Origin of the sequence: Pseudomonas sp. HMSC067G02 (assembly GCF_001813485.1) — a bacterium.
Taxonomy (GTDB): Bacteria; Pseudomonadota; Gammaproteobacteria; order Pseudomonadales; family Pseudomonadaceae; genus Pseudomonas; species Pseudomonas aeruginosa.
The window spans coordinates 285,720-300,186 of sequence record NZ_KV812708.1 but is presented as its reverse complement, the minus strand read 5'-3'; the positions used below and the strand labels follow the sequence as shown (position 1 = coordinate 300,186).

The window sequence follows — 14,467 nt, the reverse complement described above, 5'->3', positions numbered from 1 at the left end:
TGAACATCTCCGGCTGCATGAACGCCTGCGGCCATCATCATGTCGGCCACATCGGCATCCTCGGGGTCGACAAGAAAGGCGCGGAGTTCTACCAGGTCTCCCTCGGCGGCAGCTCGGCGCGCGACGCCAGCCTCGGGCAGATCCTCGGCCCGTCCTTCGCCCAGGAGCAGATGGCCGACGTGATCGACAAGATCATCCAGGTCTACGTGGAACGCCGGACCGAGGAAGAACCCTTCATCGACACCTTCCGCCGTATCGGTATCGACCCGTTCAAGGAGCGCGTATATGCAGCGAATCATTAAGGACCGCCAGGTGGTCGACGACCGCTGGCACTTGCTGCCCAAGGACGCGACCCTGGAAAGCGTGCCCAACAGCGACGACGTGATCATCCCGCTGGCCCTGTGGCTCGAGCACGGCCCGGCCCTGCGCGGCCGCGACGGTGGCCTGGGGGTCTGGCTGGACGCGGACGAGGAGCCGGAAAGCATCGCCGGTGACCTCGACAGGTTCCAGGTGATCGCGGTGAACTTCCCCGCCTTTACCGATGGCCGCGGCTTCAGCAGCGCGCGCCTGCTGCGCGAGCGCTACGGCTACAAGGGCGAGATCCGCGCGATCGGCGACGTGCTGCGCGACCAGCTGTTCTTCATGCGCCGCTGCGGCTTCGACGCCTACGCCATCCGTGCCGACCGCAGCCCGGAAGACGCCCTGGCCAGCCTGGACGACTTCAGCGAGGTCTACCAGACCTCGGTGGAGCAGCCGCTGCCGCTGTTCCGCCGCCGCGGCTGAACCCGGCCCTGACGAAAAAGCCCCGCAGCCGCGGGGCTTTTTCGTTCCCGAGGCCACGGACGCCTCAGGCCGCGCGCACGCTGTCCCAGGCCACCTGCGCCAGCAGTTCGCGACAGTCGGCCAACGCCACCCGGGTTCGCCCGGCCAGCCACTGGCGGGCAAGGTCGTGGGCCGGGCCGATCACCACCGAAGCAAAGCAGTCGTCCGGCATCTCGCGGAACAGGCCCTCGGCCCGATATCCCGCCAGCGCCGCATGGATCCGCGCGAAGTGGGCCTGGTTGTCGGCCCGCAGGCGCTCGCCCAACTCCCCCGCCTCTACCCGCCCGCGGCTGTGCAGGATGAAGCGTGCCCAGTCAGGATTCGCCACGACCCAGTCGATATAGCTGGTGACCAGCAACCTGACCGTTTCCTCGGCGCTGCGCGCCCTGGCGAAGCCGGCTTCGAGCAACGCCGCGTACTGGCCGATCCCGGCCAGGTACAGTTCGCCATGGATGCGTTCCTTGTTGCCGAAATGGTGGTAGAGGCTACCGATGCTCGCTCCGGAACGGTCGCGGATCATCTCGATGGTGGTGGCGTCTACGCCATGCTCGCTGAAGCAGGCCAGGGCGGCCTGGAGAATCTCGTCTTTGCGGGAAGAACGGCCCATGTCGGTCCTTGTCGATAATCGTCGAAACGCTGACTAGAATATTTTTCTAGAATAAATTTCTAACCTTCGTATACTGCCCCGGTGCGCACACATCTTCAATCCTGAAACGCCCGGAGTTTTCCATGAGTCAGATGATGCAGATGTACCAGCAGGTCGGCCCGGCTCAGTTCAGCGCCATGATCGGCCAGTTCGCACCCTATTTCGCCAGCATCGCCCCGCAGTTCGTCGAACTGCGTCCCGGCTATGCCGAAGTCACCTTCCCCAAGCGCCGCGAGGTGCTGAACCATATCGGCACGGTGCATGCCATCGCCCTGTGCAATGCCGCCGAACTGGCCGCCGGGACCATGACCGACGCCTCGATTCCCGCCGGCCATCGCTGGATTCCGCGCGGCATGACCGTCGAGTACCTGGCCAAGGCCACTGGCGACGTGCGCGCGGTGGCCGACGGCAGCCAGATCGACTGGCAAGCCACCGGCAACCTGGTGGTGCCGGTGGTCGCCTATGTCGACGACAAGCCGGTATTCCGCGCCGAGATCACCATGTACGTCAGCCAGGCCTGACCGCCAAGGCGCCCCGGCCGTGCTTTCGGCCGGCTGGAGGCGCCCTGGCGGCCAGCTCTATTCTCGAAGCCATGAGCAGACCACGGAGACCGGCATGAACCCTCCGCAACCACGCCTCATCGATAACGGCAACGGCCATCCGCTGGCCAGCCATTGGTACCGGCCTGCCGGGGAGCCGCGCGGCTATCTCCTGATCGTCCCGGCGATGGGCGTGGAACAGCGGTTCTACGCGCCCTTCGCCGCCTGGCTGGCAGAGCGCGGCTACCTGGCCATCACCTTCGACTACCTGGGCATGGGGCAATCGCGCAACGGCTCGCTGCGCGGTCTCGAGGTCGATGTGCTGGGTTGGGCCCGTCATGACTGCAGCGCCATGCTCGCCGCCGCGCTCGCCGAGAGCGGGAGCAAGCCCCTGTACTGGATCGGCCATAGCCTGGGCGGCCAGATCCTGCCCTTCGTCGAAGGGCGCGAGCGTATCGAGAGGGTCTTCAGCATCGCCAGCGGCAGTGGCTACTGGAAGGAAAACAGCCCGCGGTTGCGCAACAAGGTCTGGTTGTTCTGGTACCTCGTCGCGCCCCTGCTGACGCCGCTGCTCGGCTATTTTCCCGGGCGCCGCCTGGGCATGGTCGGCGACCTGCCGCGCGGGGTGATCGAACAATGGCGACGCTGGTGCCTGCATCCGCAGTACGCCCTCGCGGATGGCGAGGCTATCCGCCGCGCCTTCTCCGCCGTACGCACGCCCATCGTGTCGCTGTCGTTCACCGACGATGAAATGATGTCCCGACGCAGCATCGAGTCGCTGCTGGGCTTCTACCGCGAAGCGCCGAAAACCGCCTGGCGCATCGCTCCCGAGGAAATCGGCGCCCGCCACATCGGCCATTTCGGCTTCTTCCGGCCGCAGTTCGCCGAATCGCTCTGGGCGGGCTACCTGTTGCCGGAGCTGGGCTCCGGCAACGCCCTCAGCCGAGGTTGACCAGCACCCGGCCGACCAGTTTGCCGGCGAGGATCTGGTTGATCGCCCCCGGCAGCTCTTCGAGGGCGATCTCGCGCGCCACCTCTTCGAGGTTGTCGAGCTTCCATTGCAGCGACAGCTTGTCCCACATGGACGCCTTGACCACCAGCGGCAGCTCCACCGAGTCCACCCCGAGCAGGTTGACCCCGCGCAGGATGAACGGCAGCACCGAGGCCTTGAAGCCGGCGCCGGCGGTCAGGCCGCAGCAGGCGACGCTGCCGCCGTACTGCAACGACTTGACCACGTTGAAGAGGATGTCGCCGCCGACGGTGTCCACCGCGCCGGCCCACTGTTCCTTGAGCAACGGCTTGTCGACGCCATCGGCCACGGTGGCGCGATCGAGGATCTGCTTGGCCCCCAGGCGGTTGAGGAACTCGGCCTGCTCCAGCTTGCCGGTGGCGGCCGCCACGGTGTAGCCGAGCTTGGCCAGCAGTTCCACGGCGATACTGCCGACCCCGCCGCTGGCGCCGGTGACCAGCACCGAGCCATGGTCGGGGCGCAGGCCGCTGCGCTCCAGCTTTTCGACGCAGAGCGCCGCGGTCAGGCCGGCGGTGCCGAGGATCATCGCCTCGCGCAGGCTCAGGCCTTGCGGGCGCTTGATCACCCAGGCCGCGGGCACGCGGATGTACTGGCCGAAACCGCCGGCGGTGTTCATGCCCAGGTCGTAGCCGGTGACGATCACCTCGTCGCCGGCCGCGAACTCGGCCACCGAGGACTCGGCGACCACACCGGCGGCATCGATGCCGGGGGTATGCGGGTACTTGCGGGTCACCCCGCGGTTGCCGCTGGCGGACAGCGCATCCTTGTAGTTCAGCGAGGAATACTGCACGCGGATCAGTACGTCGCCCGCCGGCAGGTCGCCGGTATTGCGCTCGACCACCTGCGTTTCGTAAACGCCGTGGGGCGCTTCCGTCACCCACAACGCCTTGAATACAGCCATTTCGACCTCCTCTCGTGAAAACCCTGAAGACAGCGTGTTCGTCCCTGTCGGCGCCGGCCTATTGCCAGAACTTCTGCTGGTTGAGCCGCCCCCACCAGGTCACCAGCACGCGGTCGATAACCACGCTGGCGGCCAGGCCGACGCGTTCCTGCAGGCTCTTGCGCTCGACGAATTGCACCTGGTAGACATCGCGCTCCCTGGCCTGCTCGGCCAGGTACTCGTCGCTGGTCTTGAGTTCGTCCACCAGCAGCTTGCCCAGTGCGGCCTGGCCCAGCCAGACCTCGCCGGTGGCGATCTCGTCCATGTTCAGTTGCGGCCGGTAGTGGGCCACGAAGTTCTTGAACAGTTCGTGGGTCACCTCCAGGTCCTCCTGGAACTTTTCCCGGCCCTTCTCGGTGTTCTCGCCGAATACCGTCAGCGTACGCTTGTATTCGCCAGCGGTAAGCACCTCGAAGTCAATATCGTGCTTCTTCAACAGCCGGTGGACGTTGGGCAACTGCGCCACCACGCCGATCGAGCCGAGGATGGCGAAGGGCGCGGAAAGGATCCGATCGCCGATGCAGGCCATCATGTAGCCGCCGCTGGCCGCCACCTTGTCGACGCACACGGTCAGCGGCACGCCGGCCTGGCGGATGCGCGCCAGTTGCGAGGCCGCCAGGCCGTAGCCATGGACCATGCCACCGCCGCTTTCCAGGCGCAGCACCACCTCGTCGTCCTTGCCCGCCATGCTCAGCACCGCAGTCACTTCGTGGCGCAGTTGCTCGGTAGCCGAGGCCTTGATGTCGCCGTCGAAATCGAGCACGTAGACCCGCGACTTCTGTTCAGGATGTTTCTTCGCCTGCTTCGCCGCCTTGCTCTCCTCCTTGCGCAAGGCCTTGAGGCTGGCCTTGTCGAGGACGCTGTGACGGACCCGCTCGCGCAGGTCCTTGTAGAAATCGTTGAGTTTCTGCACGTCGAGGTGCCCGCCTGCGCCGCGCCGGCCGCGGCCGCGCAGGGCGACGATCACCACCAGCACCACGATGATCGCCGCCAGCACGGTCACGGTCCTGGCCAGAAAGCCCGCATATTCGGCAATGAACTCCACACAACCCCCTCTCTACTGTTGACGCACCCGTCTACGGGCGACACGATTGCGCAAGCATACCCAGGCCACCGACGGGCGGCCAGCGATGCCACTGCCTGAAGAGCCTTTGCAGGGCACGCCCGGAGCAGCCGATAAAGGCAGCGAATGACATTCAAACAAGCGTATGTTTTTTCGTTGACAGCCCTGGGTGATCCTCATACCCTCGCGGAACTTTCACCCGCCGAGGTCCGCCCGTGGGCAGCATCTACCTGATTCGACATGGCCAGGCGTCGTTCGGTGCCGACGACTACGACGTGCTGTCGCCGACCGGCATCCGCCAGGCGGAAATCCTCGGCGACCACCTGCTGAACCTCGGCGTCCGTTTCGACCGCGTCCTCAGCGGCGGCTTGCGCCGCCAGCAGCACACCGCCCGCGCCGCCCTCGAACGCCTGGAGTCCTCCGGGCTGGCCACGCCGGAGCTGGAAGTCGATCCGGCGTTCAACGAATTCGAAGCCGACGCGGTGATCCGCGCGCACCTGCCGGACCTGCTCGAGGAGCAGCCGGAAGCCCTGCACATCCTTCGCCATGCGGCCGAGCATCGGGCCGAGTTCCAGCGCCTGTTCTCCACCATCATCGCGCGCTGGGTTTCCGGCAACCATGAGAAAGATGGGCTGGAAAGCTGGCAGGAATTCCTCGATAAGGTCCATGACGGTCTTCGTCGTCTGCTGGCGCAGGCCAGCGGCAAGGACAGGGTCGCCGTGTTCACCTCCGGCGGTACCATCACCGCCCTGCTCCAGCTGATCGTCGGCGTTCCGCCGCTCAAGGCCTTCGAGCTGAACTGGCAGATCGTCAATACCTCGCTGACTCGCCTGAGATTCCGCGGCGAGGAAGTGTCCCTGGCTTCCTTCAACAGTCACGTGCACCTGGAACTGTTGAAGGCGCCGGAACTCATCACCTATCGATGAGCCGGCCTACCGCGACCGTTCCGGTCGCCGAAAAAACCCTAGAAGAAAGGAATAGAACCCATGACCACCGTTGCTGACATCGTCTCCACCATGAAAAGCAAGTTCAACGCCAGCGCGGCCGCCGGCCTGGATCTGGTGTTCCAGTTCAACATCGAAGACGGCGACAACCACTACCTGGTCGTCAAGGACGGTACCTGCGAAGTGGTACAGGGCGACGCCGAGAACCCCAACGTCACCCTGATCATGGACAGCGAAACCCTGAAGGGCATCACCAGCGGCGAGACCGACGGCATGCAGGCCTTCATGGCCGGCAAGCTGCGCGCCGAAGGCGACATGATGCTGGCGATGAAGCTGGGCGAACTGTTCCCGGTCTGACCGTTTCCGGCGCCATGCCAGAAGGAAAACCGGAGTCCCTCGCGGCTCCGGTTTTTTTTGTCCGGCATTCCTCCAGGCCGACGATCAGGGACCGTGATGGAGCGGCAACACGCTTGCCCATAACGCCCGGCGGCGGCTTGTGAGGGCCGGGACAGGGCATTAGATTAGCCAATTATCGCCGGCCACCATCATTGCGCAGCCTGATGCGCGCACCGGCTCCCGCGGCTCCGCCGTGGCACCACGAGAAGGGAACCCCATGTCGCTGACCGACCAATCCACTCGCATCCGCGCCGGCGAAGAACTCGACGCCGCCGTCATCGACCCGTACCTGAAAGCCCATATTCCCGGCCTCGAAGGCACCCCGAAGATCAGCCAGTTCCCCGGTGGCGCGTCCAACCTGACCTACCTGATCGAGTATCCGCGCCAGGAGTTCGTCCTGCGTCGCCCGCCATTCGGCCACAAGGCCAAGTCGGCCCACGACATGGGCCGCGAATACCGCATCCTGAACCAGTTGAACGCAGGCTTCCCCTACTGCCCGAAAGCCTACCTCTACTGCACCGACGAGTCGGTGATCGGCGCCGAGTTCTACGTCATGGAACGGGTCAAGGGCATCATCCTGCGCGCCGAACTGCCGCCTGAGCTGAATCTCGACGAACAACAGACCCGCAGCCTGTGCAAGAGCTTCATCGACAAGTTCGTCGAGCTGCACAACGTCGACTACGCCGCCTGCGGACTGGCCGACCTGGGCCGCCCGGACGGCTACGTGCAGCGCCAGATCGCCGGCTGGACCGACCGCTACGAGAAGGCCCTGACCCCCGACGCGCCGCTCTGGGAACCGGTCAAGGCCTGGCTCAAGGACAAGCAGCCGGCCGATCACCACAAGCCGGGCATCGTGCACAACGACTACCGCTTCGACAACGTGATCCTCGACCCGGACAACCCGATGCAGATCATCGGCGTGCTGGACTGGGAACTGGCCACCCTCGGCGATCCGCTGATGGACCTCGGCAACACCCTCGCCTACTGGGTGGAAGCCGGCGACCCGGCTCCGGTGCAACTGACCCGCCGCCAGCCCAGCCACCTGCCGGGCATGCTGACCCGCCGGGAGTTCGCCGACTACTACGCCGAGCGGGCCGGGATCCCGCCGATCGACAACCTGGACTTCTACTACACCTATGGCCTGTTCCGTCTTGCCGGCATCGTCCAGCAGATCTACTACCGCTACTACCACGGGCAGACCCAGGACAAGCGTTTCGCCCAGTTCGTGCAGATGAACAAGCTGCTGGAGCAGATGAGCCTGCAGGCCATCGAGCGCTCCCGCCTGTAACCGACCACTACAAGGGGATAGCCCATGTCCAAGACCCACCTGTTCGACCTCGACGGCAAGATCGCCTTCGTTTCCGGCGCCAGCCGCGGCATCGGCGAGGCGATAGCCAAGCTGCTGGCCCAGCAAGGCGCCCACGTGATCGTCTCGAGCCGCAAGATCGATGGCTGCCAGGCGGTCGCCGACGCGATCACCGCGGAGGGCGGCAAGGCCACCGCGATCGCCTGCCACATCGGCGAGATGGAGCAGATCCAGAACGTCTTCGCACAGATCCGCGAGCAGTTCGGCCGCCTCGACATCCTGGTCAACAACGCCGCCACGAACCCGCAGTTCTGCAACGTACTGGAAACCGACCTCGGCGCCTTCCAGAAGACCGTCGACGTCAACATCCGCGGCTACTACTTCATGTCCATCGAGGGCGGCAAGCTGATGAAGGAACACGGCGGCGGCAGCATCATCAACGTGGCCTCGATCAACGGCGTATCGCCCGGCGAGTTCCAGGGCATCTACTCGGTGACCAAGGCCGCCGTGATCAGCATGACCAAGGTCTTCGCCAAGGAATGCGCGCAGTTCGGCATCCGCTGCAACGCCCTCCTGCCAGGGTTGACCGACACCAAGTTCGCTTCGGCGCTGGTGAAGAACGACGCGATCCGCAACCTCGCCCTGCAGCGCATCCCGCTCAAGCGCGTGGCCGAGCCGAGCGAAATGGCAGGCGCCGTGCTCTACCTGGCTAGCGAAGCGTCCAGCTACACCACCGGCGTGGCGCTGAACGTCGACGGCGGCTTCCTTTCCTGACGGAACGGCGAACGCGCGAAGAGGGAGCCAGGGCTCCCTCTTTTCATTTCAGGATTGCCAATGCCTCGCACCAGCGCGGGACAGGCGCCCCACGGCTATTCACCTGCGTTCTCGGGTAGCCGGACGAGTCCCCCCATAGGTGTTACCCGCCGCCTCCACTTCAGTTGCCGACCCGCCAGCCACCGTTCACCGACACCACCGTTCCGGTGACGAACCCCGCCTCGGGCGAGGCCAGCCAGGCCACCGCCGCGGCGATGTCCTCGACCCGGCCGGTCCTGCCCAGCGGGGTCTCGCCGACGATGGCGGCGACCCGTTGCGGATCGAGGCCGCCGGGAAAGAACCGGGTGTCGGCGATGTAACCCGGCGCCACGCTGTTCACCGTGATCCCGCGCGAACCGAGTTCCCGCGCCAGGGCCACGCCGAAGCCATGCAGGCCGGCCTTGGCTGCCGCATAGCCCAGCGCACCGGGACTGCCGCTACCGGTCTGCGCAGCGATCGATCCGATATGGATGATCCGCCCGCCCTCTTCCGCGAAATGCGGCAGCACCGCCAGCGACATGAGGAACGCGCTTTTCAGGTTGCCGTCCAGCAGCGCATCCCATTCCCGCTCGGCCTCTGCCAGCGGAGTGGTGGCGGCGATCTTTCGGGTGAACCCGGCATTGTTCACCAGCACGTCGAGCCCTTGGAAGGTGTCGCCGACCCAGGCGGCCACCGCCTCGACAGCTTCGCGGCGGGAAAGATCGGCGGCCATCCAGGGCACGCCGCCCAACTCGGCGGCGGCGCGTTGCAGGCGCTGGGAATCACGGGCCACCAGGGCGATCCGATAACCCTGTTGCCGAAGGCGCCGGGCGATGGCCAGGCCGATGCCCGACGAGCCGCCGGTGACCAGGGCGGTACGGGGGGTTGGAGAATGAGTGTGCATGACGGGCTTCCTCTGTGATGGATGGAACGCCTCGTCTGGCCAGAGCGAACGTACGGATGGATTCTCGACGGATTCGCCGCGATATATCCAATACTGTCTTTCTTAACTCACCATATCCGGGAGATATCGCAATGGCCGACTTGCGCCAGTTCCGCCAGTTCGTCGCGGTTGCCGAGGAGCTGAGCTTCCGCCGCGCCGCTGAGCGCCTGCACATGGCCCAGCCACCGCTGACCACCGCGATCCGGCGGCTGGAAGAAGAAGTCGGCGCCAGCCTGCTGGAGCGTGACAACCGTATCCACCGCCTGACGCCGGCGGGCCGCGCGTTCCTCGACGAAGCCCGGCGCACCCTGGCCCAGGCCGAACGCACCCTGGCGGCCGCGCGCAGCGCCGCCAGCGGACGCAGAACGTTGCGCCTGGCGTTCGTCGACAGCACCATCAATATTCTGCTACCGCGCATACTCCAGGCATTCCGCCAACAGCATGGCGCGCTGGACTTCCAGCTCCAGGAAGACACCACCGCGGGGCAACTGGAGGCGCTGCGCGAAGACCGCATCGATGCCGGCCTGATCGTCCTGCCGGTCGACCGCCAGCCCGGCCTGTACACGCATCTACTGGTGGACGGAGACATGCGCGTGGCATTGCCCGAAGGGCATCGGCTGGCACGCCATGCGCGCCTGCGCCTGGAACAACTGGCCGGGGAACCCTGGCTGCTGTTCCCACGGCACTATGGGCCGGGCATGCACGACCTGATCGTCGCCGCCTGCGCGGCAGCCGGCTTCGTCCCGGAGGTGGTGCAGGAGGCGCGGCAGATGCAGACCATCGCCGGGCTGGTGGCCGGCGGCATCGGCGTCGCGCTAGTGCCTTCGCTGCTACAACCGTTGCGCCCGCCGGGAGTCACCTTTCGTCCCCTGCAAGGGCGGCGGGCGCGAATTCCCTACCGGCTGGCGTTGGCCTACCGCACGCCGTCGGACCTCATCGAACGCTTTCGCGAAACCGCCCAGACGATCGCCGCCGCCCCGGCTTTTCGCATGGCCTAGCGCCAGTCCCTGAGCGCCTCCTCGGCCGCCAGGTTCATCGGCTCGGCAAGCAGCCCGGCGACGCCGTAGTTCACCGCGAACACCGCCTTGTCCGCCATCGGCAGGAAAGTCACCCGCCCCGCCAGCGGCTCGAACAGGAACAGGTCGTGCTCGCCGGCCCGCAGCCAGCGCCAGAGATCGACCCCCAGCGGACTCTGCGACAAGCCCAGGCGGCGGCCCCGGGACTGCTGCTCGAGGGCCAGGAAGCGGCCGCTGAGCGCGTCGAGGCGATAGCCCGGCGCCAGACCGATCAACGCGGCCAGTCCCTTCCAGCGGAAAATCCGCGCGTCCAGTTGCCAGAGTTCGCCGTCCAGCACCACGCTGCGCTCGTTGGCGCCCTCCTGGATCAGCACCCGGTAGCGCTGCGGCCCTTCGGCCTGGAAGCTCAGGGTGGCCATCGGCTGCTCGGGCTTGAGCAGCGAATAGCTGCGCAGGTCCCAGGCGAGCACCAGCAACAGCGCCGCCACGGCGACGAAGGCCAAGCCGCAGGTGCCGCGCAGCCAGCCGAGGAACCAGGTGCGTTCGAAGAGGATGCGCACCGCGACCAGGGCGGCCAGCAAGGCCAGTAACGCGAATGCCCAGGCCAGACCGTCGTACTGCATGCAAGCGATTCCTTCTGCGTGAAATTGCGGGCATTATGCGCACCCCTCCTCCCGACGGCCAGCGAGGCCGTTTCCCGATTGGAAGCAGGTCCGGTTTTTCATGCCCTTCGAACTCGCGATAGACCCCAGCACCCTGATCATCCTGGCCGTGGTGGCCTTTCTCGCCGGCTTCATCGACGCCATCGCCGGCGGCGGCGGCCTGTTAACCATCCCTGCGCTGCTCACCGCCGGGGTCCCGCCGCACCTGGCGCTGGGTACCAACAAGCTGAGCTCGACCTTCGGTGCGGCGACCGCCAGCTACACCTTCTACCGGCGCAAGCTGTTCCATCCCGGGAAGTGGCGCAACGGCCTGCTCGCCACCGCGATCGGCGCCGCCATAGGCGCCTGGGCGGCTCACCTGCTGCCCGCCGAGTGGCTGAACCGGATGCTCCCGGTGGTGGTATTCACCTGCGGCCTCTACATGCTCTTCGGCGGCACGCCGAAGGCGCCACTGGACGCCGATGCGCCGGTCGGACGCAAGCGCCAGTGGCCGCAGGGCCTCGCCCTGGGCTTCTACGACGGCGTGGCGGGACCGGGCACCGGAGCGTTCTGGACCGTCAGCTCGCTGCTCATGTACCCGCTGGACCTGGTCCGCGCCAGCGGTGTGGCGCGGAGCATGAACTTCGTCAGCAACATAGTGGCGCTGGCGGTGTTCGTCGCCTCCGGCCAGGTGATCTGGCTGCTCGGCCTGTGCATGGGTGCGTCGCTGATGGTCGGCGCCTATTTCGGCGCGCGCACCGCCATCGGCGGCGGGGCGAAGTTCATTCGCCCGGTGTTCATCCTGGTGGTCCTGGCGCTGACCGCGCGGCTAGCCTGGCAGCACTGGTTCAGCGGCGCCTGAGCGGCGCGCCAGGTACAGGTCGATCAAGTGCCGGGCGATCGAGCGCTGCGCCGGTAGCGGCGGCAAGGCATCGAGGGAGAACCACTGGGCGTCCTCGATCTCGTCCTCCTGCGGGACGATCTCGCCGGACACGTACTCGGCGTGGAAACCGAGCATCAGCGAATGCGGGAACGGCCAGTTCTGGCTGCCGATGTATTCGAGATTGGCGACCTCCACCCCGACCTCTTCGCGCACCTCGCGGACCACGCACTGCTCCACCGACTCGCCGGCCTCGACGAAGCCGGCCAGGGTACTGTAGACCCCCGGCACGAAGCGCGGCGAACGCGCCAGCAACACCTCGTCGCCCCGGGTCACCAGGACGATCATGCTCGGCGACAGGCGCGGGTACTGGTGCAGCCCGCACTGCGGACACTGCATCACCCGCTCGTGGTCCTGCGCCTGCATGCGTGTGCCGCAGTTGCCGCAGAACCGGTTGTGACGTGCCCAGATGCCGATCTGGCTGGCATAGCCGAGCATGCAGAACTGATCGAAATCGCCGTGCAGCATGAACTGCCGCAACGGCGCCCAGGCCATGCCCGGCAGCTCGATCGGCTCGTCCAGTTCCAGCACGTAGACCGGCTCGCCCTGCCAATGGCCGACCCCATGTTCGGCGAGCAGCGGGAGTTCCTGGCGCTTCAGCCATTCGCGGGGGAACAGCAGGCCGTTGTCGTCTTGGAGGAAGCGCTGCTGACAGTGCGCGAGCACCCAGCCGCCGACCTGGGCGGTAGTCGGCCGACCTGCCTGCCAGCGGGACTCGCCGGCCATCAGGCGGCCACCGGCAGCCCGAGCGCCTTGACGCTGGCGCTGGCCAGGTCGAGGACATCCGGCTGGCCCTGCGGACGCAGCACGGCACCGCCCTCGAGATAGTATTCGAGACTGGTCAGGGCGTCGGCGAGGGTTTCCAGCATCTGTTCCGAAGGCATCTGCGCGGTCTCGATCATGCGCTGCTGGATGTAGTCGGCGCAGCCGCCGACCAGCAGCGCGGCGCGCTCCTGACCGAGGAACCAGAGACCGCCCCGGACCGCCTGCAGGCTGGCCGGGACGTTGGCCAGGTTGAGCTTGTCGCCATTGGATTCCAGGTACGCGGTGATCGCACGCTTGGCCAGGGCCAGGCCGGCCTTGGCCTCCTCGATCACCACGATGCGCGCCTCGGCCAACTGGTGCACGGCGAACGCATCGGCTTCCTGCCCGGGCTCCGCCGGAGTCGGCCGGATGATGCGGCGCTCGCCGCGCTCGAGGTTGCCGACCATGCTTTCCACGTAGAGCACCGCATCGGCCAGGCGCAGCAACGCCGGCGGCGAATCGGCGACGCCGCTGGCAGCCCAGGCGGCCACGGTGGGCAGCTGGGTCTGCAGGGCGGTGCCGGCCGAGTTCAGGCCGACCATGCCGAGGGTCTTGCTCAGCTTGCCCAGTTGCGCATGCAGGTTGGTCAGGCTATCCGGCTGGGCCACGCCGCGCTCGATCAGGTCGAGCATGTCCTTGACCCCGGCGAGTTCCTCGCGGATCGCCGTGGACAGCGAACGCATCACCGACTGGCCGGGGCCGGACAGGCGCTGCGATTCCTCTTCCAGCAGGTGGTCGGTGAACGGCAGCGGTGCCAGCCCATGCAGTTCGCGGACCTCGCGCGAACGCGGGCCCTGGCCGTCGGACAGCGCCACCAGGTAAAGCAGTTCCTTGAGCAGATGGCGCGGCGCCTCGTAGGCCGGGCCGATCAGCAATTGCTTGAGCTCGCGGTCGATGCGCGAGAACAGTTGCTTGCGCGACTTGCGCGGCAACAGTTGGCCATCGACGATCGACTCGATCGCCGCGGCGCCGATCCAGCACAGCCGCGAACGGGCCACCCCGCCGTGCAGGCTGTCGAGGCGCGCCAGCGCGCGGCCCATCAGCTTGAGGCTGGGATAGAGGTTCTGTTCGCGGATCAGGCCGAGCAGGCCGATCTGGTACATGTGGCGCATCCGCCGGCTTTCCTCGCCCAGTTCGGTTTCGGAAGGCAGGTGGTCGATGGCGGTGCTCGGCGGCCGCGGGATATCCAGGCGGGCGCTGAAGAAGAAGCTTTCCGGCAGCGCCGGCTGCCCTGCGGCACAGCGCACTTCGTTGATCGCCGGCAAGAGCAGCTCGGGGATCTCCTGGCGATTGGCCTCGACGTTCTCCAGGTAGCGGCGCAGCACGTACAGGGCGTTACCCAGGGCTGCCAACTGGCCGTCGCGCTCCTCGCTGACGCCGGTGGGAATGTCGGTCGCCAGCTGCAGGGCTTCCTGGGCCAGCAGCTCGGCGCCGGCCAGCTCGATCAGGTTGAGGGTGCCGCGGATCTGTTGCAGGCATTCGACGGCGTGCTGCAGCAGGCTGCCGTTCTGCCGCTCGGCAATGAACTGCTCAAGACCCTGTTCGGCCTGTTCCATGGTGGCGAACAACTCGTCGCGCACCAGACTGAGGGACGTGGCTCCTGTGACCATCGGCCTAGTGCGCCTCCCGCGCAAGAATATACAAC

General features: G+C 66.7%; 16 protein-coding genes and 1 pseudogene. 10 read left to right on the top strand and 7 right to left on the bottom strand.

Annotated elements, in window-relative coordinates; translation table 11 throughout:
* Positions 1 to 302: pseudogene (locus HMPREF2914_RS24405) on the top strand (nitrite/sulfite reductase); the annotation flags it as partial.
* The gene (locus HMPREF2914_RS24400; protein WP_003088003.1) at positions 286 to 783 is read left to right on the top strand and encodes a DUF934 domain-containing protein; all 498 of its coding nucleotides are present in this window, start codon (positions 286 to 288) and stop codon (positions 781 to 783) included. The pseudogene HMPREF2914_RS24405 and the gene HMPREF2914_RS24400, both read left to right, overlap by 17 nt.
* Positions 784 to 847: 64 nt before the next feature.
* Here the strand turns inward: HMPREF2914_RS24400 and HMPREF2914_RS24395 are convergent, their stop codons facing one another.
* On the bottom strand, positions 848 to 1,429 hold the full coding sequence (locus HMPREF2914_RS24395) for a TetR/AcrR family transcriptional regulator (protein ID WP_003098179.1): 582 nt from the start codon (positions 1,427 to 1,429) through the stop codon (positions 848 to 850).
* A gap of 122 nt (positions 1,430 to 1,551) precedes the next feature.
* Here HMPREF2914_RS24395 and HMPREF2914_RS24390 point away from each other — a divergent pair, with 122 nt between their 5' ends.
* Both HMPREF2914_RS24390 and HMPREF2914_RS24385 read left to right on the top strand, forming a co-directional pair.
* Positions 1,552 to 1,989, top strand: a complete 438-nt coding sequence (locus HMPREF2914_RS24390; RefSeq protein WP_003098177.1) for a hotdog fold domain-containing protein — start codon at positions 1,552 to 1,554, stop codon at positions 1,987 to 1,989.
* A 94-nt stretch (positions 1,990 to 2,083) separates the two neighbouring features.
* Positions 2,084 to 2,959 (top strand): alpha/beta hydrolase family protein, encoded by an 876-nt coding sequence (locus HMPREF2914_RS24385; RefSeq protein WP_003087999.1) that lies wholly within the window; start codon positions 2,084 to 2,086, stop codon positions 2,957 to 2,959.
* On the opposite strand, the gene HMPREF2914_RS24380 is transcribed toward HMPREF2914_RS24385, so the two are convergent.
* Complete coding sequence (locus HMPREF2914_RS24380; protein WP_021264650.1) at positions 2,946 to 3,938, bottom strand: YhdH/YhfP family quinone oxidoreductase; 993 nt, start codon at positions 3,936 to 3,938, stop codon at positions 2,946 to 2,948. The two genes, HMPREF2914_RS24385 and HMPREF2914_RS24380, sit on opposite strands and share 14 nt — an antisense overlap.
* A gap of 58 nt (positions 3,939 to 3,996) precedes the next feature.
* Complete coding sequence (gene sohB / locus HMPREF2914_RS24375; RefSeq protein ID WP_003087997.1) at positions 3,997 to 5,022, bottom strand: protease SohB; 1,026 nt, start codon at positions 5,020 to 5,022, stop codon at positions 3,997 to 3,999.
* A gap of 233 nt (positions 5,023 to 5,255) precedes the next feature.
* Between sohB and HMPREF2914_RS24370 the strand changes: the two genes are divergently transcribed.
* The 4 genes from HMPREF2914_RS24370 (at position 5,256) to HMPREF2914_RS24355 (ending at position 8,460) form a co-directional block, all read left to right on the top strand.
* Positions 5,256 to 5,966: a histidine phosphatase family protein gene (locus HMPREF2914_RS24370; RefSeq protein WP_004349259.1), complete on the top strand. Its 711-nt coding sequence runs from the start codon at positions 5,256 to 5,258 to the stop codon at positions 5,964 to 5,966.
* 60 nt (positions 5,967 to 6,026) lie between these two features.
* Entirely contained in the window at positions 6,027 to 6,341 is a 315-nt protein-coding gene (locus tag HMPREF2914_RS24365; protein ID WP_003087993.1) for an SCP2 sterol-binding domain-containing protein, read from the top strand.
* Positions 6,342 to 6,597: 256 nt separating this feature from the next.
* A complete protein-coding gene (locus HMPREF2914_RS24360; RefSeq protein WP_003087989.1) occupies positions 6,598 to 7,668 on the top strand; it encodes a phosphotransferase family protein in 1,071 nt (356 codons plus the stop codon).
* Positions 7,669 to 7,692: 24 nt separating this feature from the next.
* Complete coding sequence (locus HMPREF2914_RS24355) at positions 7,693 to 8,460, top strand: SDR family oxidoreductase (protein ID WP_003087987.1); 768 nt, start codon at positions 7,693 to 7,695, stop codon at positions 8,458 to 8,460.
* A gap of 160 nt (positions 8,461 to 8,620) precedes the next feature.
* Here the strand turns inward: HMPREF2914_RS24355 and HMPREF2914_RS24350 are convergent, their stop codons facing one another.
* Positions 8,621 to 9,382 (bottom strand): SDR family NAD(P)-dependent oxidoreductase, encoded by a 762-nt coding sequence (locus tag HMPREF2914_RS24350; RefSeq protein ID WP_004354847.1) that lies wholly within the window; start codon positions 9,380 to 9,382, stop codon positions 8,621 to 8,623.
* Positions 9,383 to 9,513: 131 nt separating this feature from the next.
* On the opposite strand from HMPREF2914_RS24350, the gene HMPREF2914_RS24345 reads away from it, so the two are divergent.
* Positions 9,514 to 10,419: a LysR family transcriptional regulator gene (locus HMPREF2914_RS24345; RefSeq protein WP_003132802.1), complete on the top strand. Its 906-nt coding sequence runs from the start codon at positions 9,514 to 9,516 to the stop codon at positions 10,417 to 10,419.
* On the opposite strand, the gene HMPREF2914_RS24340 is transcribed toward HMPREF2914_RS24345, so the two are convergent.
* Positions 10,416 to 11,060, bottom strand: coding sequence for a hypothetical protein (locus HMPREF2914_RS24340; protein ID WP_003087981.1), 645 nt, complete (start codon positions 11,058 to 11,060; stop codon positions 10,416 to 10,418). The two genes, HMPREF2914_RS24345 and HMPREF2914_RS24340, sit on opposite strands and share 4 nt — an antisense overlap.
* 100 nt (positions 11,061 to 11,160) lie before the next feature.
* On the opposite strand from HMPREF2914_RS24340, the gene HMPREF2914_RS24335 reads away from it, so the two are divergent.
* Positions 11,161 to 11,940 carry a TSUP family transporter gene (locus tag HMPREF2914_RS24335; RefSeq protein ID WP_015503102.1) on the top strand — a complete coding sequence of 260 codons (780 nt, stop codon included), beginning with the start codon at positions 11,161 to 11,163 and terminating at the stop codon, positions 11,938 to 11,940.
* On the opposite strand, the gene nudC is transcribed toward HMPREF2914_RS24335, so the two are convergent.
* A complete protein-coding gene (gene nudC, locus HMPREF2914_RS24330) occupies positions 11,908 to 12,744 on the bottom strand; it encodes an NAD(+) diphosphatase (protein ID WP_003139928.1) in 837 nt (278 codons plus the stop codon). The genes HMPREF2914_RS24335 and nudC overlap by 33 nt on opposite strands.
* A complete protein-coding gene (fimL, locus tag HMPREF2914_RS24325; protein WP_023091943.1) occupies positions 12,744 to 14,432 on the bottom strand; it encodes a type IV pilus/biofilm regulator FimL in 1,689 nt (562 codons plus the stop codon). Before fimL ends, nudC begins: the two co-directional genes overlap by 1 nt.
* Positions 14,433 to 14,467 lie beyond the last annotated feature (35 nt).

Excerpts from the sequence above, each read along its gene's own strand:
- HMPREF2914_RS24400 (WP_003088003.1), top strand. The coding sequence starts at position 286 with ATGCAGCGAATCATTAAGGACCGCCAGGTGGTCGACGACCGCTGGCAC.
- HMPREF2914_RS24395 (WP_003098179.1), bottom strand. The coding sequence starts at position 1,429 with ATGGGCCGTTCTTCCCGCAAAGACGAGATTCTCCAGGCCGCCCTGGCC.
- HMPREF2914_RS24390 (WP_003098177.1), top strand. The coding sequence starts at position 1,552 with ATGAGTCAGATGATGCAGATGTACCAGCAGGTCGGCCCGGCTCAGTTC.
- HMPREF2914_RS24385 (WP_003087999.1), top strand. The coding sequence starts at position 2,084 with ATGAACCCTCCGCAACCACGCCTCATCGATAACGGCAACGGCCATCCG.
- HMPREF2914_RS24380 (WP_021264650.1), bottom strand. The coding sequence starts at position 3,938 with ATGGCTGTATTCAAGGCGTTGTGGGTGACGGAAGCGCCCCACGGCGTT.
- HMPREF2914_RS24365 (WP_003087993.1), top strand. The coding sequence starts at position 6,027 with ATGACCACCGTTGCTGACATCGTCTCCACCATGAAAAGCAAGTTCAAC.
- HMPREF2914_RS24360 (WP_003087989.1), top strand. The coding sequence starts at position 6,598 with ATGTCGCTGACCGACCAATCCACTCGCATCCGCGCCGGCGAAGAACTC.
- HMPREF2914_RS24355 (WP_003087987.1), top strand. The coding sequence starts at position 7,693 with ATGTCCAAGACCCACCTGTTCGACCTCGACGGCAAGATCGCCTTCGTT.
- HMPREF2914_RS24350 (WP_004354847.1), bottom strand. The coding sequence starts at position 9,382 with ATGCACACTCATTCTCCAACCCCCCGTACCGCCCTGGTCACCGGCGGC.
- HMPREF2914_RS24345 (WP_003132802.1), top strand. The coding sequence starts at position 9,514 with ATGGCCGACTTGCGCCAGTTCCGCCAGTTCGTCGCGGTTGCCGAGGAG.
- HMPREF2914_RS24340 (WP_003087981.1), bottom strand. The coding sequence starts at position 11,060 with ATGCAGTACGACGGTCTGGCCTGGGCATTCGCGTTACTGGCCTTGCTG.
- HMPREF2914_RS24335 (WP_015503102.1), top strand. The coding sequence starts at position 11,161 with ATGCCCTTCGAACTCGCGATAGACCCCAGCACCCTGATCATCCTGGCC.
- nudC (WP_003139928.1), bottom strand. The coding sequence starts at position 12,744 with ATGGCCGGCGAGTCCCGCTGGCAGGCAGGTCGGCCGACTACCGCCCAG.
- fimL (WP_023091943.1), bottom strand. The coding sequence starts at position 14,432 with ATGGTCACAGGAGCCACGTCCCTCAGTCTGGTGCGCGACGAGTTGTTC.